Here is a 23271-nt window from a genome sequence, read left to right on the forward strand (position 1 = left end):
TCCTAAGCCCATGATTTATTTCAAACTTCCTTTCGACGAAAGATTGTATTCTGCAGATGAAAAAAATAACAAAACCACAATAGATTTTTATTCTTATGATAGCCTGAATCAGATTAACTTCAATGGAAATAAGATAGAAGTTAGCTCAGAGGATTTTGATCAGATTTCAATCTCCAACGGCTCTTTTCCGGAAGACAATACAGGTTTCATCGCGGAAACTGATGAAGAGTATTATCAAAATTTACAACAGGTTATCAGGGTGATTAAAGAAAATGATCTTCCAAAACTGGTGTACTCAAGAAGAAAAATTTTTACAGATTTTAATACTATCGACTATAAAAAAAGCTTTACCAATCTATGTGCATCCTACCCGAATGCATTCAGGTACATATTCCACGAGGGGCAAAATGCCTGGATGGGAGCTTTTTCCGAAGTATTGGGAAAATTCAATAAAACAACCCACGAATTTGAAACCATGGCGCTGGCAGGAACTCTTCCTGTATCAGAAGAATGGTCTGAAAAGGAAATTGAAGAACAAAAGCCTGTTAGCACCTATATTCAGGGGATTTTAAAACAGTATTCGGGTGAAATTGAACAGTCTGGCACCTACGACCATATTTCCGGGAATATCAAGCATTTACGTACAGATTTTAAAACCCATATTAAACCGGGAGATTTAGATGCCCTTATACGGGATTTGCATCCTACTCCGGCTGTTTGCGGTATTCCAAAAGATTTCTGTAACGAAAATATAAGGAAGTATGAGAAATTTCCGCGCGAATTCTACGCAGGATATATTAAAGTTGAAACAGAAGAAAGTATCCTGTATTTTGTTAACCTGCGATGTGCAAGGTTGTATAAAGACGCAGTACACATTTTTGTAGGAGGAGGAATTACAGATCAGAGCCAGCCGGAAAAAGAATGGACAGAAACCGAGCTGAAGGCTGAAGCCATATTAAAAAACCTCGTTATTGATAAGTAATATTTATCGTATAACACAAAGAAGATATGTTCTTGAAAATAAAAAACCTCTTTCCGATGAAAGAGGTTTATATTTATATTGAAATATCCAATTTACTTTTTTGCTCCTATCCTGCTCCAGGTATCCATTACAAAAAGCACAAGAAGACCAAGGGCAGCAGCTGCTGCTGAAAACACAAATCTAACATTATCTTCATCTCCTAAGATATCCGTCTGCCAGTTGATCGCATAAAGGTTGATCGCGATGAAAACAATAAATACGACAAGAAATACTTTATAAAACTTCTTCATGATATTTAAAAATTAATATAATTCTGCACCAATTGTGCAAAGTTTGCGGTGAATAATTTAATTGAAATCGCCAAAAGGATAATTCCGAAAACTTTCTGAAGAATCATCAGGGTAGCATCCCCTATTTTTCTTTCTAACCATTTCGCTGATTTCAGCACCAAATATACGAAAATTGTATTAAGAATAATTCCGCAGATAATATTAATATCGTGAAATTCAGCTCTGAGAGATAAAGCCGTTGTCAGAGTTCCGGCCCCTGCAACCAGCGGAAATGCGATGGGAACGATAGATGCGGCCTTTGCTTCTGTAGTTTTGTTGATTTCAATTCCTAAAATCATTTCCAGTGCTATGACAAAAATCACAAAAGCTCCTGCGATGGCAAATGAATTGACATCAACTCCGATAAGCTTAAGAATTTTATTTCCTACAAACAGAAATACAATCATAATTGCTCCTGCTGTGATTGCAGCCTTACCGGCCTCAATCTTCCCAAACTTCTGTTGAAGGCTTACTATAACGGGAACCGAACCGATAATATCGATTACGGCAAAAAGGACCATAAAACTGGTAACAATCTCTTTAAACGAGAAACCATCAAAAATTTCCATCTCTTTGTAATTAAAAATTTCGCAAAAATATGAAAATAAACTGATTATTTGCTAATTTGTGAATATAAATTAACAATTGTTTTCAAAAGTTCTTCCAACCCTTCAGCAGATTTCACAGGAGCATATTTTTCAATCTGAATTTTCTGCTGCAATTTACTGTAGTCTTCCGCAAGTGAAGCCCCTTTGTGTTTTTCAAGAAAAGTCTTAAACTCCGCAGAAGTACTTTGGAAATATTGATTCCTTACTTCATGATCCAACTCTTCCAATGTAACGAAGAACTTCTCATATTCACCATTATCTTTAAGATTTTCAAGATACCCAAAATAATCATTGATATCTGTTTTCAGCAATTCCCTGATCTCTTTTTCCGTTTCAGCCACTGAACCTAAAGGTTTTGAGGATACAGTTTCCCTAACTAATGTACGTTTTTTTTGCCAAGTTTTAAATAACAGATATAGAATAAACAGCCCGAAAAGAATACCGATATTGATAAAAAGGGTATTCCAGTTGAATTTGCTTTTTTCCTTTACTTTAAAGGAAGTTGTTTTCAGCACCGGTGTATTAACCGTTTCAAGGAGGTTATTGGTATATTCATTAACCTTTTCCACAGTTGTACGGGCCTCCATAATCTGATCATGAGAAAATGCATTCAATGCTAAGGTCTTCTGGCCAAGATCAATATATTCCCTGTTTTCAGGATCAAAGAAGGCAAACTGTTCCGTCTTGATCGAGATTGCTCCGGATTTATTGGGTATGATCACATAATTGGCAAGAATTTCACCTTTCATCCCTGTAGATCCCGGTGAAACTTTAGAGGTGATTTTTGGAGTGAAAATTTCATAATCAGGTGAAGCAGCAATTTTAGGAAGTTCCATATCCGGTAAATTTCCCTCTCCGGAAACTTTCACTACAACATTCAAAGGTTTCTTAGCTTCAGCTTTTTCTTTCGATGCGTTATACACACTTACGTTAAAGTTTCCTACAGCATTTTTGAAACATTCAGGTGCTCCTTCAGGAAGTTTTCTGACATTCAGTTTTACTTTATTGGAAACAATTTTATTTTTACCAGAGTAAGAATTGACGGAAGCTGATACTCCCGGTACTTCTACATATCCTGCCTCATTCGGAAACACCATAAACATGGCCAATACCTGAGAAGCCATATTCCCGTATCCTGAAGGATCAATTTCAGATTTGCTGAAATTAATAGGATGTACATAGATATTATCCTGATGGGGAAGATGAATATTTTTCACCTTTCTCAGGTTATCCATATTCCTGGAATACACTTTCAAAACAGCAATTGTAGGCTGGTCCTGATAAATATCCCTGTCTTCAATTTCCATATTCAGGAATACTTCGCCTGAGTTGTTCGCTGCCAAAGATTTCTTTTCTACGAAATCTTTAACGGTCACATCAAAAGGCTCTGTTTTGTAGATTTTATTATTGACCGTAACCAGTACAGACCCGATTTTTATTTTCCCTTTTTTCTTGGGTTCAAGGGCTATTCTGGAAACTTTTTGAGTAATCAAGGTATTGGTAGCCGGATCAATAACCGTATTGGTTACAGATCCACTGCCTATGATATTAAATTTGGAAAGATCCGGAAGCTGAAATCTTGTTTGTTGTTCAAGGTCAATCCCATTAAGTTCCAGAACAATGGTAAGGTTTACGACCTCCTTACTTCCATATTCGGATTTATCTGCGTCAAGAGAAAGATTTACCTGTCCGTAAGTAATTACGGATACCAGAGTAAGCAATATGTAAATCAATTTTTGTTGCATCACCAATCTTTCTCGTTGCTTTCAGGCATCGAATAAGAATTTTTGTTTAAAATTCTTCTGGCGGTTTCTTTTTCTTTTTCGTTTATTTTATCTAAGATCGCTTTTTCGAGATTCTTTGGCATCCTTCCTTCATTATTAGGGTTTTGCTGAGGATTATTCCCCTGGTCGCTTTTGCCTTCATTCTGCTGACCATTTCCCTGATCCTGCTTCTGGTCTTTGTCCCCTTTCTGATCATCACCTTTGTTCTGATCGCTGCCACCACCACCTTTACCTGAATTATTTTGCTGGTTTTTCTGTTGTTGCTCTTTTTCTTTCAGCTTGGCAATTTCATAATTTTTTCTGGTTGCCTCACTGTATGGGTTTTGCTTCAGAGATTTTCTATAATAATCTGCAGCTTTTTCCGGCTGGTTCATCTGCATATAAGCATTTCCTAAATTATGAAATGCTGCCGCTTTATCAGGAAGTGTCTGAGAAAGTTTTTCTGCCTTTTCAAACTCTGCTTTTGCCTCTTCATATTTTTTACTTTTATACAAAGCATTTCCCAGATTGTAGTGAGCGGTAAAATCTTTATCATTAGATTTTGCCGCTTCCATATACTTTGAAGACGCTCCATCATAGTCTTTACCGTCGAATTTCTGGTTGCCTTCATGCACCAAAGTTCTATAGTTTTCCTGCCCAAACAAAATGCCTGAGAATGAGAAAGCAACTATAAACGATAAAAAAATGATTTTAGTATTCATCACTTGCAAAATTATTCCTTTAAATGTTAATAAACAGAGTTTTATTTGTTAAAGTTCGGTTAAAGTAGTCTCCAAAAAGACTTATCAACAGTAAGGAAATTTACACATTAAAATCTCTTTTGGGATTAAAAATATAAATTAAAAAGAAAAGTAAGATAGAAACTGCTAAAAAATATTGATAATAATGATTCGCATTCTGTGATTTCACAAGGGTTTCAGCCCCTGTCGACTTCCTATTTACGGCATCTAAAATCCTGTCCGGAGCTTCATTGATATTATTTCCGTCAATGTAGGTTCCTCCTGTAGATTCGGCCATCTTCTTTAAAGCTTCGGTTTGCCTTTTTGATATGACAGTACCTCCGTTTACATCTGTTTTATATCCCATCAACTGCCCGAAAACATATTCAGGTACGGGAGCTCCCTCATCAGAACCTATCCCGACGGACGTTACACTGACACCTTCTTTATTAGCCAATCTTATCGCGGCATTATCATTACCTTCATTATCTTCTCCATCACTCAGTAATATTACTTTTCTGGATCCTTTGCTTACATTTTTAAACTTCGCAACGGCAGCCTGCATTCCTTTTAAAAAATCGGTTCCCTGAATCTGCATTGAATTCGTTTCAATTCCGCTGATATAGGTTTCTGCCGAATTATAATCCGTAGTGAGGGGCATGATTGAAGTAGCCTGCCCGGCGAAAATAACAATTCCGACCTTATCATTTTTCATTTTCTGCATAGTCCTGATCATCAGGTTTTTTGCCTCAGTAAGACGGCTTGGATCAATATCTTCTGCGTTCATCGAATTTGAAACATCGAGCATAAAGATTACGTTATTCAGCTTCTGATTCGTTTTTACTTCTTCAGAACCATTAAGAAGATCGATAATTGAAAAGATCAGAAATAAAGTACCCAAAAGGTATAATGCCGGGAAAAACTTCGTAAACCCTGAACTTTTATCAAATAAATCGTCGTGAAACTGGCTGCTGGCAAAAATTTCTCTTTTTTTCTTTCTCCATCGTAAAAACCGGATCAGAAAGGATGCTAACAGCGGCAGAAGCAACAGTAAAAGTAAATACCAATAATTTCCTAAAGACCAACTCATCAGCTTAAAATTTTATAAAATACCCATCTCAATAACGCATCTAAAAACAGCATTCCCAAAGCGATCCAAAGGAAAATCTTAAAATATTCCTCATAATTATAAAGCTTTGAGATCTTTACATCCGATTTTTCGAGCTGATTAATCTCATTATATATTTCTTCAAAGACTACTGTTTGACGTAGCCCTGAAGTATTTTCCTCCTGTCGTTTGTGCAATTTCTCTCAAGGTATTTTCATCAATCGTAACTTCTGCTTCTGTAAAAACCAGATCTCCAAAAATATCCTGTGCCGTAGGCATTAAGGCATATCCGTTGGTACCAATACCGATAGAATAGACTTTAATATTGTTATTTTTTGCCAGTTCAGCGGCAATTTGTGGAGGTATGGCGTTTTGAATATTGCTCACTCCATCCGTCATCAGGATCACTACTTTACTTTTTGCTTTGCTCTTGATCAAATGATTTACTGCGACTGAGAGACCTTCTCCAATAGCTGTTCCCGGTTCAAGACCATCTGAATTCAGATTTTTAATTTCATCAATGACCACCTGATGATCTGAAGTAACAGGAACTTTGGTAAATGCTTCGGCAGCATAAGCCACCACCCCGATCCTGTCGTTGGGACGCTTCTGTACAAATTTTACTGCAATATCTTTCAATGCTGTGATACGGTCAGGATTAAGATCTTTGGCGAGCATACTTAATGATACGTCAATAGACAGCATAATATCAACCCCTTTTGTCTCGTCTCTGTCCTGGGAAACAGTGAACGTTCTGGGCCTTGCCATTGCAATAATAAGAGCGGAAAGAATGATATACTTTGATATTTTCAATAGAAAAAGTACACCCCGGATTCCATCACTGTTATCCATATTTTTTGTCGTAGGCACTTTTATCCCTTTTCTTTTCCTTTGTCCTGCATCCTTAATAAAAAGGGGAATAAAAAGAAGAAAAAGCAATAAAAACCACGGACTGTAAAACTCAAAATCAAACATCCTTTCTCAAGTTTTCGAATTCCAGATCTTTAGATGATCTTTTCACAAAATCCCTGATATCAGCAAAATCTTTCTGCATTGTTTCTTCATCAGGGAAGGTCTTGGCAAATTTCACCAAATCTCCCCGTAAAAATACATCTTCTATTATTTTCTCATTGTCCTGCGAAATGGTATTATTCTTTTTGATCACCTCAATCAGATCATCTGTAAGAAGGACATCTGCAGGAAGGCTGTATTGTTTGGCAATAAAGTTTCTCGAGATATCGATCAGTTCCACATAGAATGAACGGAAATTACCTCCTTCAATATATTTTTTCTTTTTAAGAGAGTCTAATTCTTTCAATGTCTGGTTGGTGGCCACTACCGGTGAACTTTTTGCTTTTCTGCCCCATTTTACAATCATAATAATGGCAATAATCAAAGCAATAAGTGCCAATGCTGCAAGAATATAAAACTTATACAGTTCCCAATAATCTTTAGCATCCAGTTTCACCTGCTTATTCTTCATGATATCATTGATCTGATCTGCTTTTTGGGCAGTATTGATGACATCAATTTCGTAAGGAATTGTTTTAAGAATTTTATCCCCTACTTTAAATTCCAGCTCAGGAATGGTAAATTTTCCTTCTTCAAAAACAGCAAATTCTATTTTTCTTTCGTAGGTGCCTGCATTTTGTCCGATACTGTCTTTTGTTTCTTCAAAATGAAAGGGAAGTAATTCGTTTTTAGGAGCAGAAGTTACCTGTTGATCATGAATATTATCAATTTTCACAACGAGATGATTCACTTCTCCCAAAGCGATGGTCTTCTTTTCTACATTGGAGGAAAGTATCTGTGAAAAAGCATTTGCACAGATCAGAAAAGGTAGTATTAAAAATATTTTTTTCAATGTTAAATAATAAATGGCCAAGCCAGATGTTTTTATGTACGGGCAAAACCCGTGTTATTTTTTCTGAAAATAATTATACAGCAATTTTGAATAATCAGCTCCGGTATTAATATTCATAAAACCGGCCGAACTTCCGGAAAAGTCTTCCTCCAAAGCTCTTACTTTTTGTTTCTGAGCCTCCGCAAAGGTATATCGCCATCTTGCGCTGGAAGTATTTGCCCATATTTGCTTTCCTGTCTCTGCATCATACAGAAGTGTATATCCTACGTCAGGAATTTCATTATCCTTTTCATCATAAATTCGCATCCCCAGCAGCTGGTGCTTTTTGGAAGCGACTCTCAACATTTTAGAGTCATATTCATCTTCAAAATCCGAAAATAAAAAAACAAGGGATTTTCTCTTAAAGATTCCCATCATATATTCGAGAGCTTTATCTATTTTAGATTCCGCAGGAACATAATCTGCTGTCAGAATATTGCTGATAATGGAAAGAATATGTTTTCTCCCTTTCTGAGGAGGAATTACTTTGTACACCTTATCAGCAAACAGGATGAGCCCTACTTTATCATTATTACCGGCGGCTGAAAAACCAAGGCTGGCCGCAATTTCGGCAACATATTCTCTTTTCAGCTGGACTTTGGTCCCATAATCCATCGATGCAGAAATATCAACCAGAATCATCATCGTAAGTTCCCTTTCCTCTTCCATTACTTTCACGAACGCCTCGCGGAAACGAGCTGTTTTGTTCCAGTCGATTCTTCTGATTTCATCTCCAAACTGATAGGGACGAACTTCTGAAAAGGTCATTCCCTGGCCTTTAAAGGCACTGTGATATTGCCCCATCAAAGCAGCTTCCGTCTTTTTTCTTGTACGGATTTCTATCTGCTTTACTTTTTTTACAATATCTTTTATCTGCATAGACACTTGTGAGATTTAAAATTGTAAATGGTGTGAATCTAATTTTTAAATTCTATAGAAACATTCAACCATTCATCATCAAACTTAGGGCTGTATTTTTTATAAAAATTTATCGCCGGCTCATTCCAGTTCAATACCTGAAATACCATGCCAGTATATTGGTTTGATTGTCCGTATTCCAATGTAGCATCAAAAAGCAGTTTTCCGATCTGCCTTCCTCTTAATTTTTCTGTCACTACAAGATCTTCAAGATACAACCTTCTGCCCTTCCAGGTAGAATATCGGTCATAATAAAGGGAAATCCCTACTATTTCTCCTTCAAATTCAGCTACAAATGCTCCCCAAACCGGAGATTTTCCAAAACCATCTTCCGTAAACTGCTCAATAGTCACAGTTACTTCATGTAAAGCTTTTTCGTATTCTGCAAGCTCCTTAATAAGGTTTAACATCGCATCGCAATCCTCGTGAACTGCTTTTCGAATTACAACATCACTCATTACGGCGCCTGTATTTTTGCTAAAATTCTGTTGATAATCTCTTCTGTTGAAATTTCCTCTGCTTCAGCTTCGAAAGTAAGCCCCATTCTGTGTCTTAATACATCTTTAGCCAATGCTTTCACATCTTCAGGAATCACAAATGCCCTTCCTTTTAAAAATGCATACGCTCTTGAGGCAATCGCAAGATTGATAGATGCTCTCGGAGAGGCTCCAAAGCTGATATAATTCTTAAGCTCAGACAATCCGTAATTTTCAGGATAACGGGTTGCAAACACCATATCAAGAATATATTTTTCAATCTTTTCGTCCAGATAAATCTGGTTGATCAGTTCTTTTGCATCGATAATATCCTGAAGAGAGATTACAGGTTTCACTGTCGGCTGGTGAGAAGTGGAAACCATTCTCATCACTTGTCTTTCATCTTCAAATGCGGGATAATCTATGGTGCACTTCAGCATAAAACGGTCACTTTGTGCTTCAGGCAACAGATAAGTTCCCTCCTGATCGATAGGATTCTGCGTAGCCAATACCAAAAATGGTCTTGGAAGCTTCATGGTCTCGTCACCAATGGTTACCTGCTTTTCCTGCATGACTTCCAGAAGAGCAGATTGCACTTTGGCCGGTGCACGGTTGATTTCATCGGCAAGAACAAAATTCGCAAATACCGGTCCTTTTTTTATAGAAAAATCATTGTCTTTGATATTGAAGATCATGGTTCCAACGACATCTGCCGGAAGCAGATCAGGAGTAAACTGAATCCTGGAAAATTCTCCGTGCACAGCATCGGCCAGCGTTTTTATCGCTAAGGTTTTAGCCAACCCAGGCACTCCTTCCAACAGAATATGACCATTCCCCAAAAGGCCTACCAAAAGGCGGTCAACCATATATTCCTGGCCAATAATAACTTTATTGATTTCCTGTCTCAGAAGAGAAAACAAGTAGTTTTTTTCTTTTATTTTTTCCGTCAATTGGCGGATATCTTCAGCTTGATATATATCTGACATAGCTTGATTTAAAATAAGTGGTAAATTTCTGATAAATACTTGCATTAATCAACACAATCAATGCCATTTTTGAGTTAAAGTTTGTTAAATATTCCACTATCACTGCTACATTTTTAATCCAACAAACTGATTTGCTAGTATATAAAAACAGGACCGGCCTCTATTTTTCTTATAAACCTTCATTGTTCCACTGAATAGAGAAATTACTTAAAATATTGAAAACCAACAGACAAAAACTCACGACAAAAAAAATGTTATGATCGTACATCACAACATTCTTTATTATCTAAAATGAAGATCGTCTAAAAATGCTTCATTATATCTTAGTAATATCAATCGTAAATGTATCTTCCGGCTTATCAACATCATCCTCAAAGGATCCTACATTCACAAAATATTCAGTTCCTGCAGTGGTGGTAATGGTGATCGTCTCTGCCTGGCCACCACCACCATCATCTTTTGTTCCTACACAAACCAAATTATCACACGCCCCGCTGTAAACTCCGATTTTAGGATCAAAAGAAACTACCGATGTAGATACTTTAATTGTAAATTGGCTTCCATCACCTGTAAATCTAAACCACAGGCCATCATTCATCCCGTTGTCAGCACATGCAGAAACAAACCCTGCATTATTTGTGGAAGATATTGCATCATTCTGTGTGTAAGCATAAGGGAAAGCAGATGCTACCAGAGCACCTGTACAAGCATCATTTACAGGTATCGGAGGAATTGTTTTAAAAGTAATTTCGCTACAGCCAACCGATTCCGCATTCCCTGAAACAGCGTTAATCTTTATATAATAGGTAGTGTCACGGTTGAGAGGAACAGAAGGGGTAAAACTATTGTTGGCCACCACCTGTTGATTAACCACATCTGTACCGCCGGAACTTGTACCCAATGAAACCTTATAAGAATCTGCACCTGACACGGCAACCCAGCTAAACAAAGGAGACAAAGAAATTTTTTGCGCATTATTTGCAGGGAAAAGAACGATGGGACAGGCAGGTGTAGGACTTGGTGTTAATCCTGAGATAGTTATTGCTGATTTATAATTAGCTCTTATCCCTCCCGGTGGAGCTGAAGGATCAACAACCTGCTGATCTCCTTTATAATAGAGAGCAGAATTTGGTAAATGAGAATACACACGAAAAGCCTCATCAAAATTATTAATATCGATACTTGGAGAATTTTCTCTGGCTGCAACCACCAGATTATCGGAATTATTATAAGCAAAGGGAGTGGTAAGACTTACCTCAACTTTATTATTATTTTTGGTGACAGTTCCCGCGAACACCTGAGTCAGCTGTGCAGCAGGAATCCAGTCTGTTCCCGAGGTAAAAGCTGATTTTGTCGTATGCCCGAGATAAACGGTCCAATTGGAAGAATCATTAATTGTTGCAGACGGATCCAGATAAAAGATAAGTCCTGTAATATTTCCTGCGGCGTTGGTATTTATTTCCTGCTTAAGATAAATCTGCTGAACATAAGAATAGGAAAAAAAACTACTCACCGGGGCGGTTCCTACATTTGTACTTCCAATGTTCAGATTAATCTGAGCGTTAACCAGCGATACAAATGACAACAAAACAAAAAGTAAAACTCTTTTCATAATTAATAATTTTATGATCTCATTTTGCGCTAAATTAATGATAAAATTTAGATTTACATATCAAAAAATTAAATTATTACGCCACATTCATTAAAATAATTAAAACCAAACAAAAAGCTAAGGTTGAAACAACCGAATTTTAACTACTTCACAATAAAAAAGTATATTTATTACCAATTTAACCAATAAATAATAAAAAACATAATACATATTTTAATATATTTACAACAAATATCAAATAATATGTATAAAAAATTATTTTTTATTAGTCTTCTCTTTGTCGGCCTTATGAAATCACAGACAACAACAATGACGAATGTGATTTCTCAGGCAATTTATTATGATGGTTATGCAGCAACGGTATCGCAGCCTGTACCTACAGGATTAATCCGGCTTAATAACTCGAGATATACGAGAAAACTTACAGATACTGAACTTAACTCTTTTAAAACAACTATTGCAATGAGGGTTACCATAGGTGCTTTATGTGATAACTATGACCGTTTGGGAGAAGTTTTTCTGGCATTAGTCCCTAAAAACCAGTCAACTTACACTCTAAATGATCCGAATGTCAAGAGAATTGAAGTTGGCCGGTATATTACTCCATTCATGAATAAAAACAGAACTCCTTCAGAAGTTCCCTACACCTATAATGTAAGCAATCTATACAGTATATTTCATGATACGGATTTACGGAACAATTATGATATCTATATGGAGCTTGATGTTTTTGGAGTTCCGTATGCTGCTAACGATCAGGTTACCGGCTGTCGTGATAGAAATGATGTCTTTACGGGAACGCTCACCTTCTTTTCAAATAATTCCGGAACTGCTACTGATTATAATACTGTAGTTCCCTTACTGACCTACAATAAACTTAATAATTATAACAGTACCGACATTGCTGGTGAAACTGTAAGAATTGTCAACTTCAATCTTCCTGCTGCTGTTGCCAACGCCAACTTCTTTGTTATATCTACTCCACATGGTGCCAATCAGGGCGGAGAAGAATATATCAGAAGACAGAACTATACTTATCTAGATGATATACAAATGCTCACCTACAAACCCGGTGGGATTTCATGTGAACCTTTCAGGGTATATAATACACAAGGCAACGGAATTTACGGAGCGACTCCCAAAACGGAAGCTGACTGGACTTCATGGAACAACTGGTGCCCGGGAAATTCTGTCCCTATCAGAGGTTTTACGCTGGCTAATCTAACTGCCGGAAATCACACTTTAAGACATACTATACCAACCGCTACTTTTTATCAGGGGGCTGGAGAGGTTTACCTTTCTATATATATGCAGGGAAAAACCAATGCTACTTTAAATGTACAGGATATTAAAACTATTGATGTCAACATTTTCCCAAACCCCACTTCGGATTTTGTCAATATCAAATCAAAAGTTGATGTTGTTTCTTTAATTCTGTACAGTATAGACGGAAGAAAATTATCTGAAACCTATAAACAAGACAGAATCGATATTTCCTCTTATAGTACTGGGATCTATCTATTAAATATCACCCTGAAGGACGGGACAACTTTTAAACATAAAATCATAAAAAAATAAGACGGAAACAGTCTTTAATAATAATTCAGATTTAATAATCCTTCCTGTAAACGGGAGGGATTTTTTTTCAGTGAATTAACAACATGTTTGCAGAATACGATCCTGAAAAATATAACAGATTTGAGTGTTGGCAAGAATATAGAATTAAGCAGGCGGAAAACCGCAAGTATGATCAGGCAGAAGACTATTCATCATAAAAATCTGAAAAACAACATCATTAACATTCTTTTTTCTAAGCGTTAAAAAACTTTAACTCTAATCCTCCGTCCAAAAAATTGTCATTTCCAGTTTATTAAACTATTTTTGGAGATTAAAAATTTTGCAAAATGAATTATCATTTTCAAGCACACCGACAAGTTAGAAAAAACCTTTTAGACATCCTTCAGAATACATCCCATGAGGACCTGATACTGATTCCGGATGGTTTCAACAATAATATTTACTGGAATATTGCCCACACTGTTGCCACACAGCAGCTTTTGCATTATTACCTAAGTGGAAACCCTTTCCGTATTGATAAATACTGGATTGAAACCTATAAAAAAGGAACTTTGCCTAACTTAAATGTTCAAAAATCTGAAGTGGAAGACTTAGAATTTTTACTGACTGAAACTTCTAAGATCTTAATGAAAGATTACGACAGCGATTTCTTTTCAGATTATACTCCTTATACGACCAGTTTTGGAATGGATCTGAAAAGCATTCAGGATGCTATTATCTTTAACAATATGCATGAAAGTTTGCACTATGGTTATGTAATGGCTCAGAAAAGAGCAATTTTAGGAGAAAAATACTAAGAGGAAACCGGATAAAAGGGGCCACGAATTGACATACAAATCCTAACCTTCTATCCTAAACCTTAAACATAAAATTTTATACAACTCAATGAAAGACGATTTTATTTTCGGGCTGCGTCCCGTTATTGAAGCAATTGAAGCGGGAAAAACGATTGACAAGGTCTTTGTGCAGAATGCACTCCAAGGACCTATTTATGCTGAACTAAAAGCAATTTTAGCGAAAAATAAAATCCGTCCCAATTATGTTCCGGTTGAAAAACTGAACCGTTTTACAAGAAAAAACCACCAGGGGGTGGTTGCTTTTATTTCGGATGTTCCGTTTCATAAAGTGGAGGATCTTGTTCCACAATTATTTGAAGAAGGCAAAACACCTTTTTTACTGATCCTTGACAGACTTACTGACGTGAGAAACTTTGGTGCCATCTGCAGAACGGCGGAATGCGTGGGCGTTGACGCTGTTATTATTCCTGAAAAAGGAGCAGCACCGATCAATTCGGATGCGATAAAAACTTCTGCGGGAGCCCTTTATAATATTAAAATCTGTAAAGAAAATAATCTTGCCCATACCGTAGACTTTTTTGCAGCAAAGTGGAATCACTGTATTTTCAGCCAGTGAAAAAGCGGAAAAACTGATTTATGATGTCAACTTTACAGAACCATGTGCTATTGTAATGGGGAATGAAGAAACAGGAATTTCCAAAGAAGTATTGCATCATTCTGACGAAAAAATAAAACTTCCTATCGAAGGAAAAACTCAATCTTTAAATGTTTCTGTTGCTTGTGGCGCGATTTTATATGAAGCTGTAAGACAGAAAATGTTGAAATAATTTATTCGATAACACACAACACTTAAAAAATTAGAAAATGAAAAACGTAGCAGCAATAGCTCTCATCTCATCTATAGCTCTAGTATCTTGTAAGAAAGAAACAGCCAAAATAACTAAAGTGGATCCTAAGACCGGGAAAACAGTAACAGTAGAAGTACCTGCTGATTCTGTAGCAAAGGTGGTGGAAAATCCGGCAATTAGAGATTCTGCAGGAATTGTAAAACAAACTTTCAAGCTTGAAAAAGGAAAAACATATCCTCTTACCACTTACCAGAGAGATGTAAAGACGATGACTGATCCTCAGGGAAAATCGATCACTGCAACCAGCGAATCTACAGATGAAATGAACTTTACCGTAAACGAGATCAAAGGAAATGTATACGAAATGACCCTTAATCTTGTTGCTAAAAGAAGCTCTCAGTCTGCTCAGGGAAAAACGATTGTTGTAGATACCAAACAACCATTACCAAAGGAAGACGACCTGAAAATGATCTGGAATATCAACAGAGCACTTACCGGAAATAAACTGGCCATGAAAATGGATACCCACGGTAATGTAATCTCTATCACCGGTTTTGATGCAGTGTATACTAAAGTTTCTGCTGCTGTGGGAACTCTTATTAAAGATGCCAATGAAAAGGCAAGCGTTGTATCAAGCCTTAAAGAATCTTTCAATGAAAAAGTTCTGAAAGATCAGTTTAATAAAAACCTGACCATCATTCCTAAAAAAGGAGTAAAGGTAGGTGAGAAATGGACAACTTCTGAAAATGCCGACCCAAGTGGAAGCGTTAAAGTAACTTCCAACTATGTGCTGAAAAGCCTAGGAAACGGAACTGCAGAAATTGCTGTAACAGGAGGTATTCCCAAGAAAACTGAAAAGAAAGCTCAGGGACCTATCACTCACAGCTTAAGCAGTGAGCTTACCCAGAACGGAACTATTAAGTTTGATGAAAACACAGGATGGATTACGAATCAGAACATCAATGTAGTCACTACACAGATTGAAACAATTTCAGACGGAAAACAATCTCAGTCTATGAAAAGTGTTTCAAAATCTTCTGTAATGGTAAATCCATCTGCAAAATAATTCACTAAAAATATTCAGGGTTGGAAACCGGAAAATATAAACTTCCAACCCTGAATTTTAAATCAAAAAGTTATGAAGTACATTCTTGAATTAGTACTGTCTGCCATTGTTATTTTCTTCGTGTGGAATATTCTGAAAAGGATATTCTTTAAAACTTTTTACAGTTATCGATTCAACAATAACAATAATCAGGATAACAGGCAGCAAGATATTCACAACTCGAATAAGAACAACAAGCAAGGTCTTAAATGGGATGCGGAAACCGTAGACTACGAAGAAGTAAAAGAGACCAAAGACAAAAGGTAAAAATTCCAAGAAATAAAAGATAATAACCAGCATGGCGAAAAATAAAAACTTAATTTATATTGCAATTTCATTAGTAGTATTTATAGTTTTAGCATTTTTATATTCCACTCCAGTATTTACAGGAAAACAGCTTTTCCAGCACGATATTGTACAATACAGAGGAGGAGCAAAAGAACTGCTCGACTATAGAGCCGATACAGGAAATGAAACGTATTGGAGCGACTCTATGTTCGGGGGAATGCCAACTTATCAGATGGGTAGCCAGTTTAAAGGTGATATCATCAAAAAAATTGATAGCAATCTGAATTTCCTGCCAAGGCCGGTAAATTATCTGTTCCTGCTTTTTGCAGGTTTTTTCCTTTTGGGAATGGTGGTTGTCAGAAACTGGAAATACGCTTTACTTGGAGCTACTTTCTTTGGATTGTCCACTTATTTTTACATTATTATTGCTGCCGGACACAATGGTAAAGTGAATACTATTGAATATTTTGCTCCGCTTTTAGCCGGTATTTTATTGGTTTATATCCGGAAACAATATATCTGGGGATTCATTGTCACTACCCTTTTCATGGGACTGCAGATTGCAGCCAACCACCCTCAGATGACGTATTATCTGTTTATTGCATTAGGCTTTTTATTCCTTTCTGAACTGATCAGAGCAATTCAGAAAAAAACACCTATGAGGCACTTCCTGATTTCTTCCGGAATCATTGCTGCATCTTGTATCATTGGGGTTGGGATGAACTCACAGAGAATCATGGCCAATTCAGAGTACGTAAAAGAAACGGTTCGTGGAAAGCAGATTTTAACAAATGACAGCCATACTTCAGGAAAATCCGGAATGGATAAAGAAAGTATGCTGATGTGGAGCTACGGAAAACTGGAAACCTTAAACCTGTTTATCCCAAGATTAATGGGTGGAGGAAGCCAGGAACCGGAAGGAAAAGAAATGATGAACAGAGTTCAGGAACTCGTTCAGGAGAATGTAGGCTCACAGGCAGAAATGGACAGAATTTCCAAGGGTTTCAGCGGAATGACGTATTGGGGAGATCAACCCGGAACTTCAGGTCCGGCGTATCAGGGAGCTATTGTATGTTTCCTTGCTGTCTTGGGCTTTTTCTTTGCCTGGAAAAAGTATCGTTACTGGATCCTGGGAGCTTCTGTTTTAACGGTTTTACTGGCCTGGGGAAGTAACTTTATGCCATTATCCGATTTCTTTATCGACTACGTTCCTTTTTATAATAAATTCAGAGCTCCTTCATCCATCCTGGTGGTCGTTGAATTGTTGTTTCCTCTGATCGCTATGGTAGGATTATACAGGTTCTTTACCGATGAAAAATTAACGGAAGAATATAAGCAGAAGATTCTAATGTATGTCAGCGGCGGAACATTGGGATTGCTTTTAATTCTTTTAGTATTTGGAAAATCATTACTAGGCTTTGCCACCGAAGGTGAAAAGACCTATTTCCCTCCTTTCCTGCTCGATTATCTTGTAGAAGAAAGATATAAACTATTCAGAATAGATGCCATCAAAGCATTTATGTATGTTGCTATTGCTGCTGCTGCCTTATTTTTAAGTTTAAAGAAAAAGCTTAACCAAAACATTGCTCTGGTAGTAATCGGAATTGTAAGCTTATTTGATCTATGGACGGTTAACAAGCGTTATTTAAATGATGAAAACTACGTAGACAAAATCTTTGCTGAAAATCCTTTCCAGACAGAAAGTTCAGATTTGCTGGCTGAAAAAGTTCAGGCTAACCCAAGTCTGGCCTCTATTTTATCCAATGTAAATATCAACAAAACATTGGAAACAATCGCGGATAAAGATAAAACCCACTATAGAATTTACAACCAGACTTTAGGAGTAACCAGTGAAACCAACACCTCCTATTTTAAATCTTCAATCGGAGGTTATCACGCGGTTAAACTAAGAAGGTATGACGATTTGCTGAACGAATACATCACAACAGCTGATAGCGTAAAAACACCGAATGTATTAAATTTACTGAATACCAAGTATATGATTTTCGGAGGTCCTGACCAACCGCAGGTCGTTCCTAATCCAAAAGCAAACGGTAATGCATGGTTCGTCAGTGATCTGAAATTTGTAAATACTCCGAATGAGGAAATTAAATCTATAGGAACCATTGATAATAAGAAAACAGCTGTTATCGCTTCATCAGACAAGTCATATTTTACTGACAAACCTGTTCAGGCAGATTCTACGGCATTCATTAATCTTACGAAATATCAACCAAATGAGTTAGAATTCAAATCTCAGTCTAAAACGCCTCAGCTGGCTGTATTTTCTGAAATTTACTATCCTCATGGCTGGAAAGTCTTAGTTGATGAAAAAGAAGTTCCTTACATCAAAGCAGATTATTTACTTCGTGCCGTACATGTTCCTGCCGGAAGCCACCATATCAGAATGATTTTTGAACCTGAAGTGATCGAGAAAGGAAAATGGCTTTCGTTACTGTCTTTCGGATTATTTATTGCATTGAGTGCTTTTGGAATTTTCTGGATGAATAAAAACAGAAAAAAGGAAACTTTAATTGAACCGAAAGCTTAATGTCTGATTTGATTAAAATGGAAGAAAAGAAAATATTGATTATCACCTATTACTGGCCTCCTGCGGGAGGCCCTGGTGTTCAAAGATGGCTGAAGTTTGCAAAATATCTTCCGGAATTCGGCTGGAAACCTGTGATCTATACTCCCGAAAACCCAAGCTATCCCTTAATAGATGAAAGTCTGATGAAAGATATTCCTCAAAATATCGAAATCATCAGAACTAAGATCTGGGAGCCGTACCAATTGGCCGAACGGCTTAATAAAAGTAATAAAAAGTTTAAGGCCGGGCAGTTTGATGTCGGGAACAATCAGAGCTGGAAATCCAGATTATCAATCTGGGTAAGAGGAAATTTTTTTATTCCTGATGCCAGAGTTTTTTGGGTAAAACCTTCCATTCGATTCCTTGAACACTATTTAAAAGAAAACAAAATAGATGTAGTGGTCACTTCTGGGCCACCCCATTCTTTACATCTCATAGGATTGGGTCTGAAAAAGAAACTTCCTGGACTGAAATGGATTGCCGATTTCCGCGACCCATGGACGGAAATTTCTTATTATAAACATTTAAAATTAACCAAAAGTTCAGATACTAAACATCGTGCACTGGAAAGCGCCGTTTTTAAAAATGCTGATATCACTTTGGCAACAAGTTATACCGATGCAGAGAACTTTCGTAAAGCAGGAGCCCATGCAATATGCATCACGAATGGGTTTGACGAAAGTGATTCTCAGAAAACAGTAAAGGCTCAGATACAGAATAAGGCTTTTACATTAAGTTATATCGGTGTTTTAGAACAGCTCCGCAACCCTGAAAACCTTTGGAAAGCTTTAGACGAACTGGTACAAGAAAATACGGAATTCGCCCGGCATTTCCGCTTAAAATTTGTAGGGAGAATTGATGATAAAATCCTGCATGTCATTGAAAAATCCGGTTTGAAAAATCATATCCTGAATCTGGGCTACCTTTCACATGGCAAAGCGGTGGAAGAGATGCAAAATTCAGAGATGCTCCTGATCACCAACTTTCCCAATGAATCTTCGAAAGGGATCATTCCGGGAAAAATATTCGAATATCTGGCTTCGGGAAAACAGATTTTATCTTTTGGCCCTTCGGGAGCTGATGTTTCAAAAATTCTGGAAGAAACTAATGCGGGGAAACACTTCAGTTACGACGATTCTGAAGCAGTAAAAAGATTTATTCTGGAAAAGTTTAACCTTTGGAAAAATGGTAATCTCCATGAAAACACCCAAAGTATTGAACAGTTTTCAAGAAAAAACCTTACGCAGCAATTAACAAAAATCTTATAATAAAAAAGCGAGAAACAGAAACCTGTATTCTCGCTTTATTTTTTATCTTCAGCCTTATCATTTTAATTTTCAACCCCAAATTCCGACTTACTCCTTTCAACTTTCAATTTTCAAATCGTCCATTGATCGTTTACCACCGCTATCAGATAATATTTCCCCTGAAACTGCTCAAAGACCAGACGAATCGTTTTCCAATCCATTTCACCATATTTCTCGGTGCCTTTCATATAATTTTCCGTAAAATCTGCCTGGGGATAAGCATCTTTTAAATTGTTCAGGGAGTTGCCTCCTCCGATGAATTTGTTCACTTCATATTGTCCGGTTGTAAAATCTTTCGAGAATACCCATTTGCTAAGGTAATCGTTGATCGTAGTTTTATATAAATCCCCGGAACCGTCTTGAGAGCCCCACGTAAATATCATTTTCGTAGGCTGGTATTTTTCAAAATCAGCTTTGGAAAAATGTTTGTCCCCTTTTACATCAACAAAAGCATACATTGAAAAGCGAATTCCTTTCTGAGGATGGATGAATGATGCAAAATTTTTATAATCTTTGTTTTTCAGTGCCTGTAAAACCTCATCATTTATTTGTTTTAAAGATTGATCTTTATTTTCTACGGGTTGGTTAATAGTAATACTGTCATTCTTTATTTGCGCAGTAGAATCACTGCCCGGCAGATTAGGTTGATTGTCATTCTTTTTACAGCCAACAGTCAGCGCTACAATAACCATGGAAATAAGTACCTTTTTCATATTCTTAATTTTGTGGTAGGTACAAAAACACCAAAACTGATGCCAGAATGCCGGGTAATAAAGACAGGAAGGCTGGATCTGTAAATGAGTCATGAACTACCAGTTCTATGATCCAAAATCCAAGACTCGGATATCTATCTCCACATATTTACCTGAGTGTATGAATATAATCTAGCAATTACATCGTACCTTTGTTGTATGGAAATTTTGGATATTCTCATTATCGGAGCCGGACCGATCGGCTTAAACTGTGCTATTGAAGCTAAGAAAAACAATCTAAACTACCTTATCATAGAAAAAGGAACTATTGTCAATTCACTATACAATTATCCTTTATACATGAGATTTTTTTCCACTGCCGAAAAACTGGAAATCGATGAGATTCCTTTCATCTCTACAGCACCGAAACCTGGCAGGCAGGAAGCTTTGGAATATTACCAGGGTATTGCAAGGCAAAAACAAATGAATATTCACCTGTATGAAAAAGTCCTGACAGTTTCGAAAAATGATGGTCTCTTTACCATTGAAACTTCGAAATCAAAATATACCGCCAGACATGTCGTCATCGCAACAGGTTTTTATGATATTCCCAATCTGATGCATATTCCGGGAGAAGATCTTCCAAAAGTCCGACATTATTATACGGAACCTTATCCTTATACCAGACAAAAAATTGTGGTAGTGGGATCCAGTAATTCCGCAGTAGACGCTGCTTTGGAAACCTACAGGAAAGGAGCTGACGTCACTATGATCATCCGACATTCCGAGATTTCAAAAAGTGTGAAATACTGGGTAAAACCGGATATTGAAAACAGAATTGCTGAAGGAAGTATCAAAGCATATTTCAATTCTGAAATTATTGAGATCAAGGAGCATTCTGTTCTGTTCAAAGATGAAAATAATCAGATCCATGAGATTGAAAATGACTTTGTACTGGCGATGACCGGCTATCTTCCCGACTTCGACTTTTTAAAAGGCTCAGGAATTGAACTGAATGGTGACTGCCTGAATCCTGTTTACAATACGGAGACTATGGAAACCAATATTCCCAACTTATATCTGGCGGGAGTGGTATGTGGTGGAAAAGATACGCACCTTTGGTTTATTGAAAATTCACGAGTTCACGCCCGTATGATCGTTAATAACATTCTTTCCGGTAGAGCCTGAAGGGATTACAATAATAATTTCGACCTATTTGTATAATAAAAGTTTTACAGTCAAGAGAAACCCAGCTGAATAGTGTTCAGCTGGGTTTTGTTTATTGGGTAAGAAAATATGAGCTTAGGCTACATTCTTTTCCGCTTTATTCTTGTCCTTAAGCATCCATGGAACAATAAAATAAAATCCTATTGCTATGGCCGTTGCCAGTAGGCCTGTCCCGATCCAAAGTACCGTGAAGCCCAGTTTATCCGCTATCACTGTTCCTATATAAGGTGTAATGATAAACGCCAGGGAAAATGACATCCCGTTCAGCCCCATGTAAGCGCCTTTATTATTTTCTCCCGACCGTAAAGCTGTAATGGTGGACATAAAAGGCAGGGTCCAGATTTCTCCGATACACAAAATCGTCATCGAAACAAGTAATGCTGCCAAAGTATAATCAAAAGCCAGCATCGCATAGGAAAAACCACACAATAAGGTTCCGGCAAGCATGGTAAATGCCAGTGTGAAATATTTCTCAGCAATCTGCACGAATCCCATTTCAAGCAGGACAATCAGGAATCCACTATATCCAAGAATGAACCCTATATTCTGCTGACTCAGATGCGCGGTATCTTTGTAAAAAATAGTAAGTGTGCTGAATAACTGAAAGAAACAAATGGAAAACAGCATACAAAACAAACTGTATACTAAAAATTTACCATCACGATAGGGAGAGTTTTCTTTTTTACAACAATGGCTTCTTTTACTTTTTTAGCATTCTGTCTCGCCAATTTCGTACGTTTTTTGAAAAACCAAATATACATAAGCCCTGCCAGTAAAGCAGCTAAGGCATTACTGAAAAACAGGAATTCATATGAAATTGCAGATAAGATTCCTCCCAACGCAGGCCCAATGGAAAACCCCAGATTTACAGCCATCCTGTTTAATGAAAATGCCCTTGTAATATTTTCAGGCTTGGCGTATTTTGTAATAGCCACGGAATTTGCAGGACGAAAAGTTTCACTGACAATACTCTGGGCCAGAATAATTGCCGCCAATCCTACTTCAGTCTTAAATAACGGAATCAGACAGAATAAAGGAACACTCAATAATAAGCTCAAACTCTGCACTCTGTATTCACCTATTTTATCAGTAATCATTCCGCCCAGCCATGAACCAATCACGGAACCAATACCGAAAAAGCTCAGTACAATCCCGGAATTTTCAATACTAAAATGTAGATGATCCGTCATATAAACTCCCAGGAACGGAAGAACCATAGAACCGGCTCTGTTGATGAGCATTACCAACGCCAGCATCCAACTCTCTTGCGAGAGTCCTTTAAAAGAACTCGTATAGATGTTAATTAATCTCACAATAGTATTTAGGGGGAAATATGAAAATGCAAATTTAGACAAAAATAGCCTGAAAGTGCTTTATATAGACCATTTTTTATAAATAACATTCATAAAGACAG

19 protein-coding genes and 3 pseudogenes are annotated in these 23271 nt (G+C 37.1%); 9 read left to right on the plus strand and 13 right to left on the minus strand.

Annotated elements, in window-relative coordinates:
• Positions 1 to 10 precede the first annotated feature (10 nt).
• Positions 11 to 982: a chorismate-binding protein gene (locus H3Z85_01590; GenBank protein ID QPQ52230.1), complete on the plus strand. Its 972-nt coding sequence runs from the start codon at positions 11 to 13 to the stop codon at positions 980 to 982.
• A gap of 92 nt (positions 983 to 1074) precedes the next feature.
• On the opposite strand, the gene H3Z85_01595 is transcribed toward H3Z85_01590, so the two are convergent.
• From H3Z85_01595 to H3Z85_01645, 11 genes and pseudogenes are all read right to left on the minus strand, one after another.
• The gene (locus H3Z85_01595; GenBank protein QPQ52231.1) at positions 1075 to 1272 is read right to left on the minus strand and encodes a hypothetical protein; all 198 of its coding nucleotides are present in this window, start codon (positions 1270 to 1272) and stop codon (positions 1075 to 1077) included.
• 5 nt (positions 1273 to 1277) lie between these two features.
• Positions 1278 to 1880: a MarC family protein gene (locus tag H3Z85_01600; protein ID QPQ52232.1), complete on the minus strand. Its 603-nt coding sequence runs from the start codon at positions 1878 to 1880 to the stop codon at positions 1278 to 1280.
• A gap of 44 nt (positions 1881 to 1924) precedes the next feature.
• Positions 1925 to 3664 (minus strand): BatD family protein, encoded by a 1740-nt coding sequence (locus tag H3Z85_01605; protein ID QPQ52233.1) that lies wholly within the window; start codon positions 3662 to 3664, stop codon positions 1925 to 1927.
• Positions 3664 to 4404 (minus strand): tetratricopeptide repeat protein, encoded by a 741-nt coding sequence (locus tag H3Z85_01610; GenBank protein ID QPQ52234.1) that lies wholly within the window; start codon positions 4402 to 4404, stop codon positions 3664 to 3666. The genes H3Z85_01605 and H3Z85_01610 overlap by 1 nt, the downstream gene beginning before the upstream one ends.
• Positions 4405 to 4504: 100 nt before the next feature.
• A complete protein-coding gene (locus tag H3Z85_01615) occupies positions 4505 to 5512 on the minus strand; it encodes a VWA domain-containing protein (protein QPQ52235.1) in 1008 nt (335 codons plus the stop codon).
• Positions 5512 to 6505 (minus strand): annotated as a pseudogene (locus H3Z85_01620) (VWA domain-containing protein). The gene H3Z85_01615 and the pseudogene H3Z85_01620 overlap by 1 nt, the downstream one beginning before the upstream one ends.
• The gene (locus H3Z85_01625; protein ID QPQ52236.1) at positions 6498 to 7394 is read right to left on the minus strand and encodes a hypothetical protein; all 897 of its coding nucleotides are present in this window, start codon (positions 7392 to 7394) and stop codon (positions 6498 to 6500) included. Before H3Z85_01625 ends, H3Z85_01620 begins: the two are co-directional and overlap by 8 nt.
• Before the next feature lie 54 nt (positions 7395 to 7448).
• Positions 7449 to 8312 carry a DUF58 domain-containing protein gene (locus H3Z85_01630; GenBank protein ID QPQ52237.1) on the minus strand — a complete coding sequence of 288 codons (864 nt, stop codon included), beginning with the start codon at positions 8310 to 8312 and terminating at the stop codon, positions 7449 to 7451.
• A gap of 38 nt (positions 8313 to 8350) precedes the next feature.
• On the minus strand, positions 8351 to 8809 hold the full coding sequence (locus H3Z85_01635; protein ID QPQ52238.1) for a GNAT family N-acetyltransferase: 459 nt from the start codon (positions 8807 to 8809) through the stop codon (positions 8351 to 8353).
• The gene (locus H3Z85_01640; protein QPQ52239.1) at positions 8809 to 9813 is read right to left on the minus strand and encodes a MoxR family ATPase; all 1005 of its coding nucleotides are present in this window, start codon (positions 9811 to 9813) and stop codon (positions 8809 to 8811) included. The genes H3Z85_01635 and H3Z85_01640 overlap by 1 nt, the downstream gene beginning before the upstream one ends.
• A gap of 316 nt (positions 9814 to 10129) precedes the next feature.
• Positions 10130 to 11425, minus strand: a complete 1296-nt coding sequence (locus H3Z85_01645; protein QPQ52240.1) for a hypothetical protein — start codon at positions 11423 to 11425, stop codon at positions 10130 to 10132.
• Between the two features lie 243 nt (positions 11426 to 11668).
• Here H3Z85_01645 and H3Z85_01650 point away from each other — a divergent pair, with 243 nt between their 5' ends.
• From H3Z85_01650 to H3Z85_01680, 7 genes and pseudogenes are all read left to right on the plus strand, one after another.
• The gene (locus H3Z85_01650; protein ID QPQ52241.1) at positions 11669 to 13003 is read left to right on the plus strand and encodes a T9SS type A sorting domain-containing protein; all 1335 of its coding nucleotides are present in this window, start codon (positions 11669 to 11671) and stop codon (positions 13001 to 13003) included.
• Between the two features lie 326 nt (positions 13004 to 13329).
• Positions 13330 to 13800, plus strand: a complete 471-nt coding sequence (locus H3Z85_01655; GenBank protein ID QPQ52242.1) for a DinB family protein — start codon at positions 13330 to 13332, stop codon at positions 13798 to 13800.
• Between the two features lie 88 nt (positions 13801 to 13888).
• Positions 13889 to 14627: pseudogene (gene rlmB / locus H3Z85_01660) on the plus strand (23S rRNA (guanosine(2251)-2'-O)-methyltransferase RlmB).
• A 37-nt stretch (positions 14628 to 14664) separates the two neighbouring features.
• The gene (locus H3Z85_01665; protein ID QPQ52243.1) at positions 14665 to 15714 is read left to right on the plus strand and encodes a hypothetical protein; all 1050 of its coding nucleotides are present in this window, start codon (positions 14665 to 14667) and stop codon (positions 15712 to 15714) included.
• Positions 15715 to 15786: 72 nt separating this feature from the next.
• Positions 15787 to 16020, plus strand: a complete 234-nt coding sequence (locus tag H3Z85_01670) for a hypothetical protein (GenBank protein QPQ52244.1) — start codon at positions 15787 to 15789, stop codon at positions 16018 to 16020.
• Between the two features lie 31 nt (positions 16021 to 16051).
• A complete protein-coding gene (locus H3Z85_01675; GenBank protein QPQ52245.1) occupies positions 16052 to 18592 on the plus strand; it encodes a YfhO family protein in 2541 nt (846 codons plus the stop codon).
• A 17-nt stretch (positions 18593 to 18609) separates the two neighbouring features.
• Entirely contained in the window at positions 18610 to 19899 is a 1290-nt protein-coding gene (locus tag H3Z85_01680; protein QPQ53820.1) for a glycosyltransferase family 4 protein, read from the plus strand.
• Positions 19900 to 20009: 110 nt separating this feature from the next.
• On the opposite strand, the gene H3Z85_01685 is transcribed toward H3Z85_01680, so the two are convergent.
• Positions 20010 to 20651 (minus strand): hypothetical protein, encoded by a 642-nt coding sequence (locus H3Z85_01685; GenBank protein QPQ52246.1) that lies wholly within the window; start codon positions 20649 to 20651, stop codon positions 20010 to 20012.
• Positions 20652 to 20849: 198 nt separating this feature from the next.
• On the opposite strand from H3Z85_01685, the gene ypdA reads away from it, so the two are divergent.
• Positions 20850 to 21818, plus strand: coding sequence for a YpdA family putative bacillithiol disulfide reductase (gene ypdA / locus H3Z85_01690; protein QPQ52247.1), 969 nt, complete (start codon positions 20850 to 20852; stop codon positions 21816 to 21818).
• Positions 21819 to 21932: 114 nt separating this feature from the next.
• Here the strand turns inward: ypdA and H3Z85_01695 are convergent.
• Positions 21933 to 23113, minus strand: a pseudogene (locus tag H3Z85_01695) (MFS transporter).
• Positions 23114 to 23271: the final 158 nt, after the last annotated feature.

It is taken from the genome of Chryseobacterium indologenes (assembly GCA_016025055.1).
GTDB classification, from domain to species: domain Bacteria; phylum Bacteroidota; class Bacteroidia; order Flavobacteriales; family Weeksellaceae; genus Chryseobacterium; species Chryseobacterium indologenes.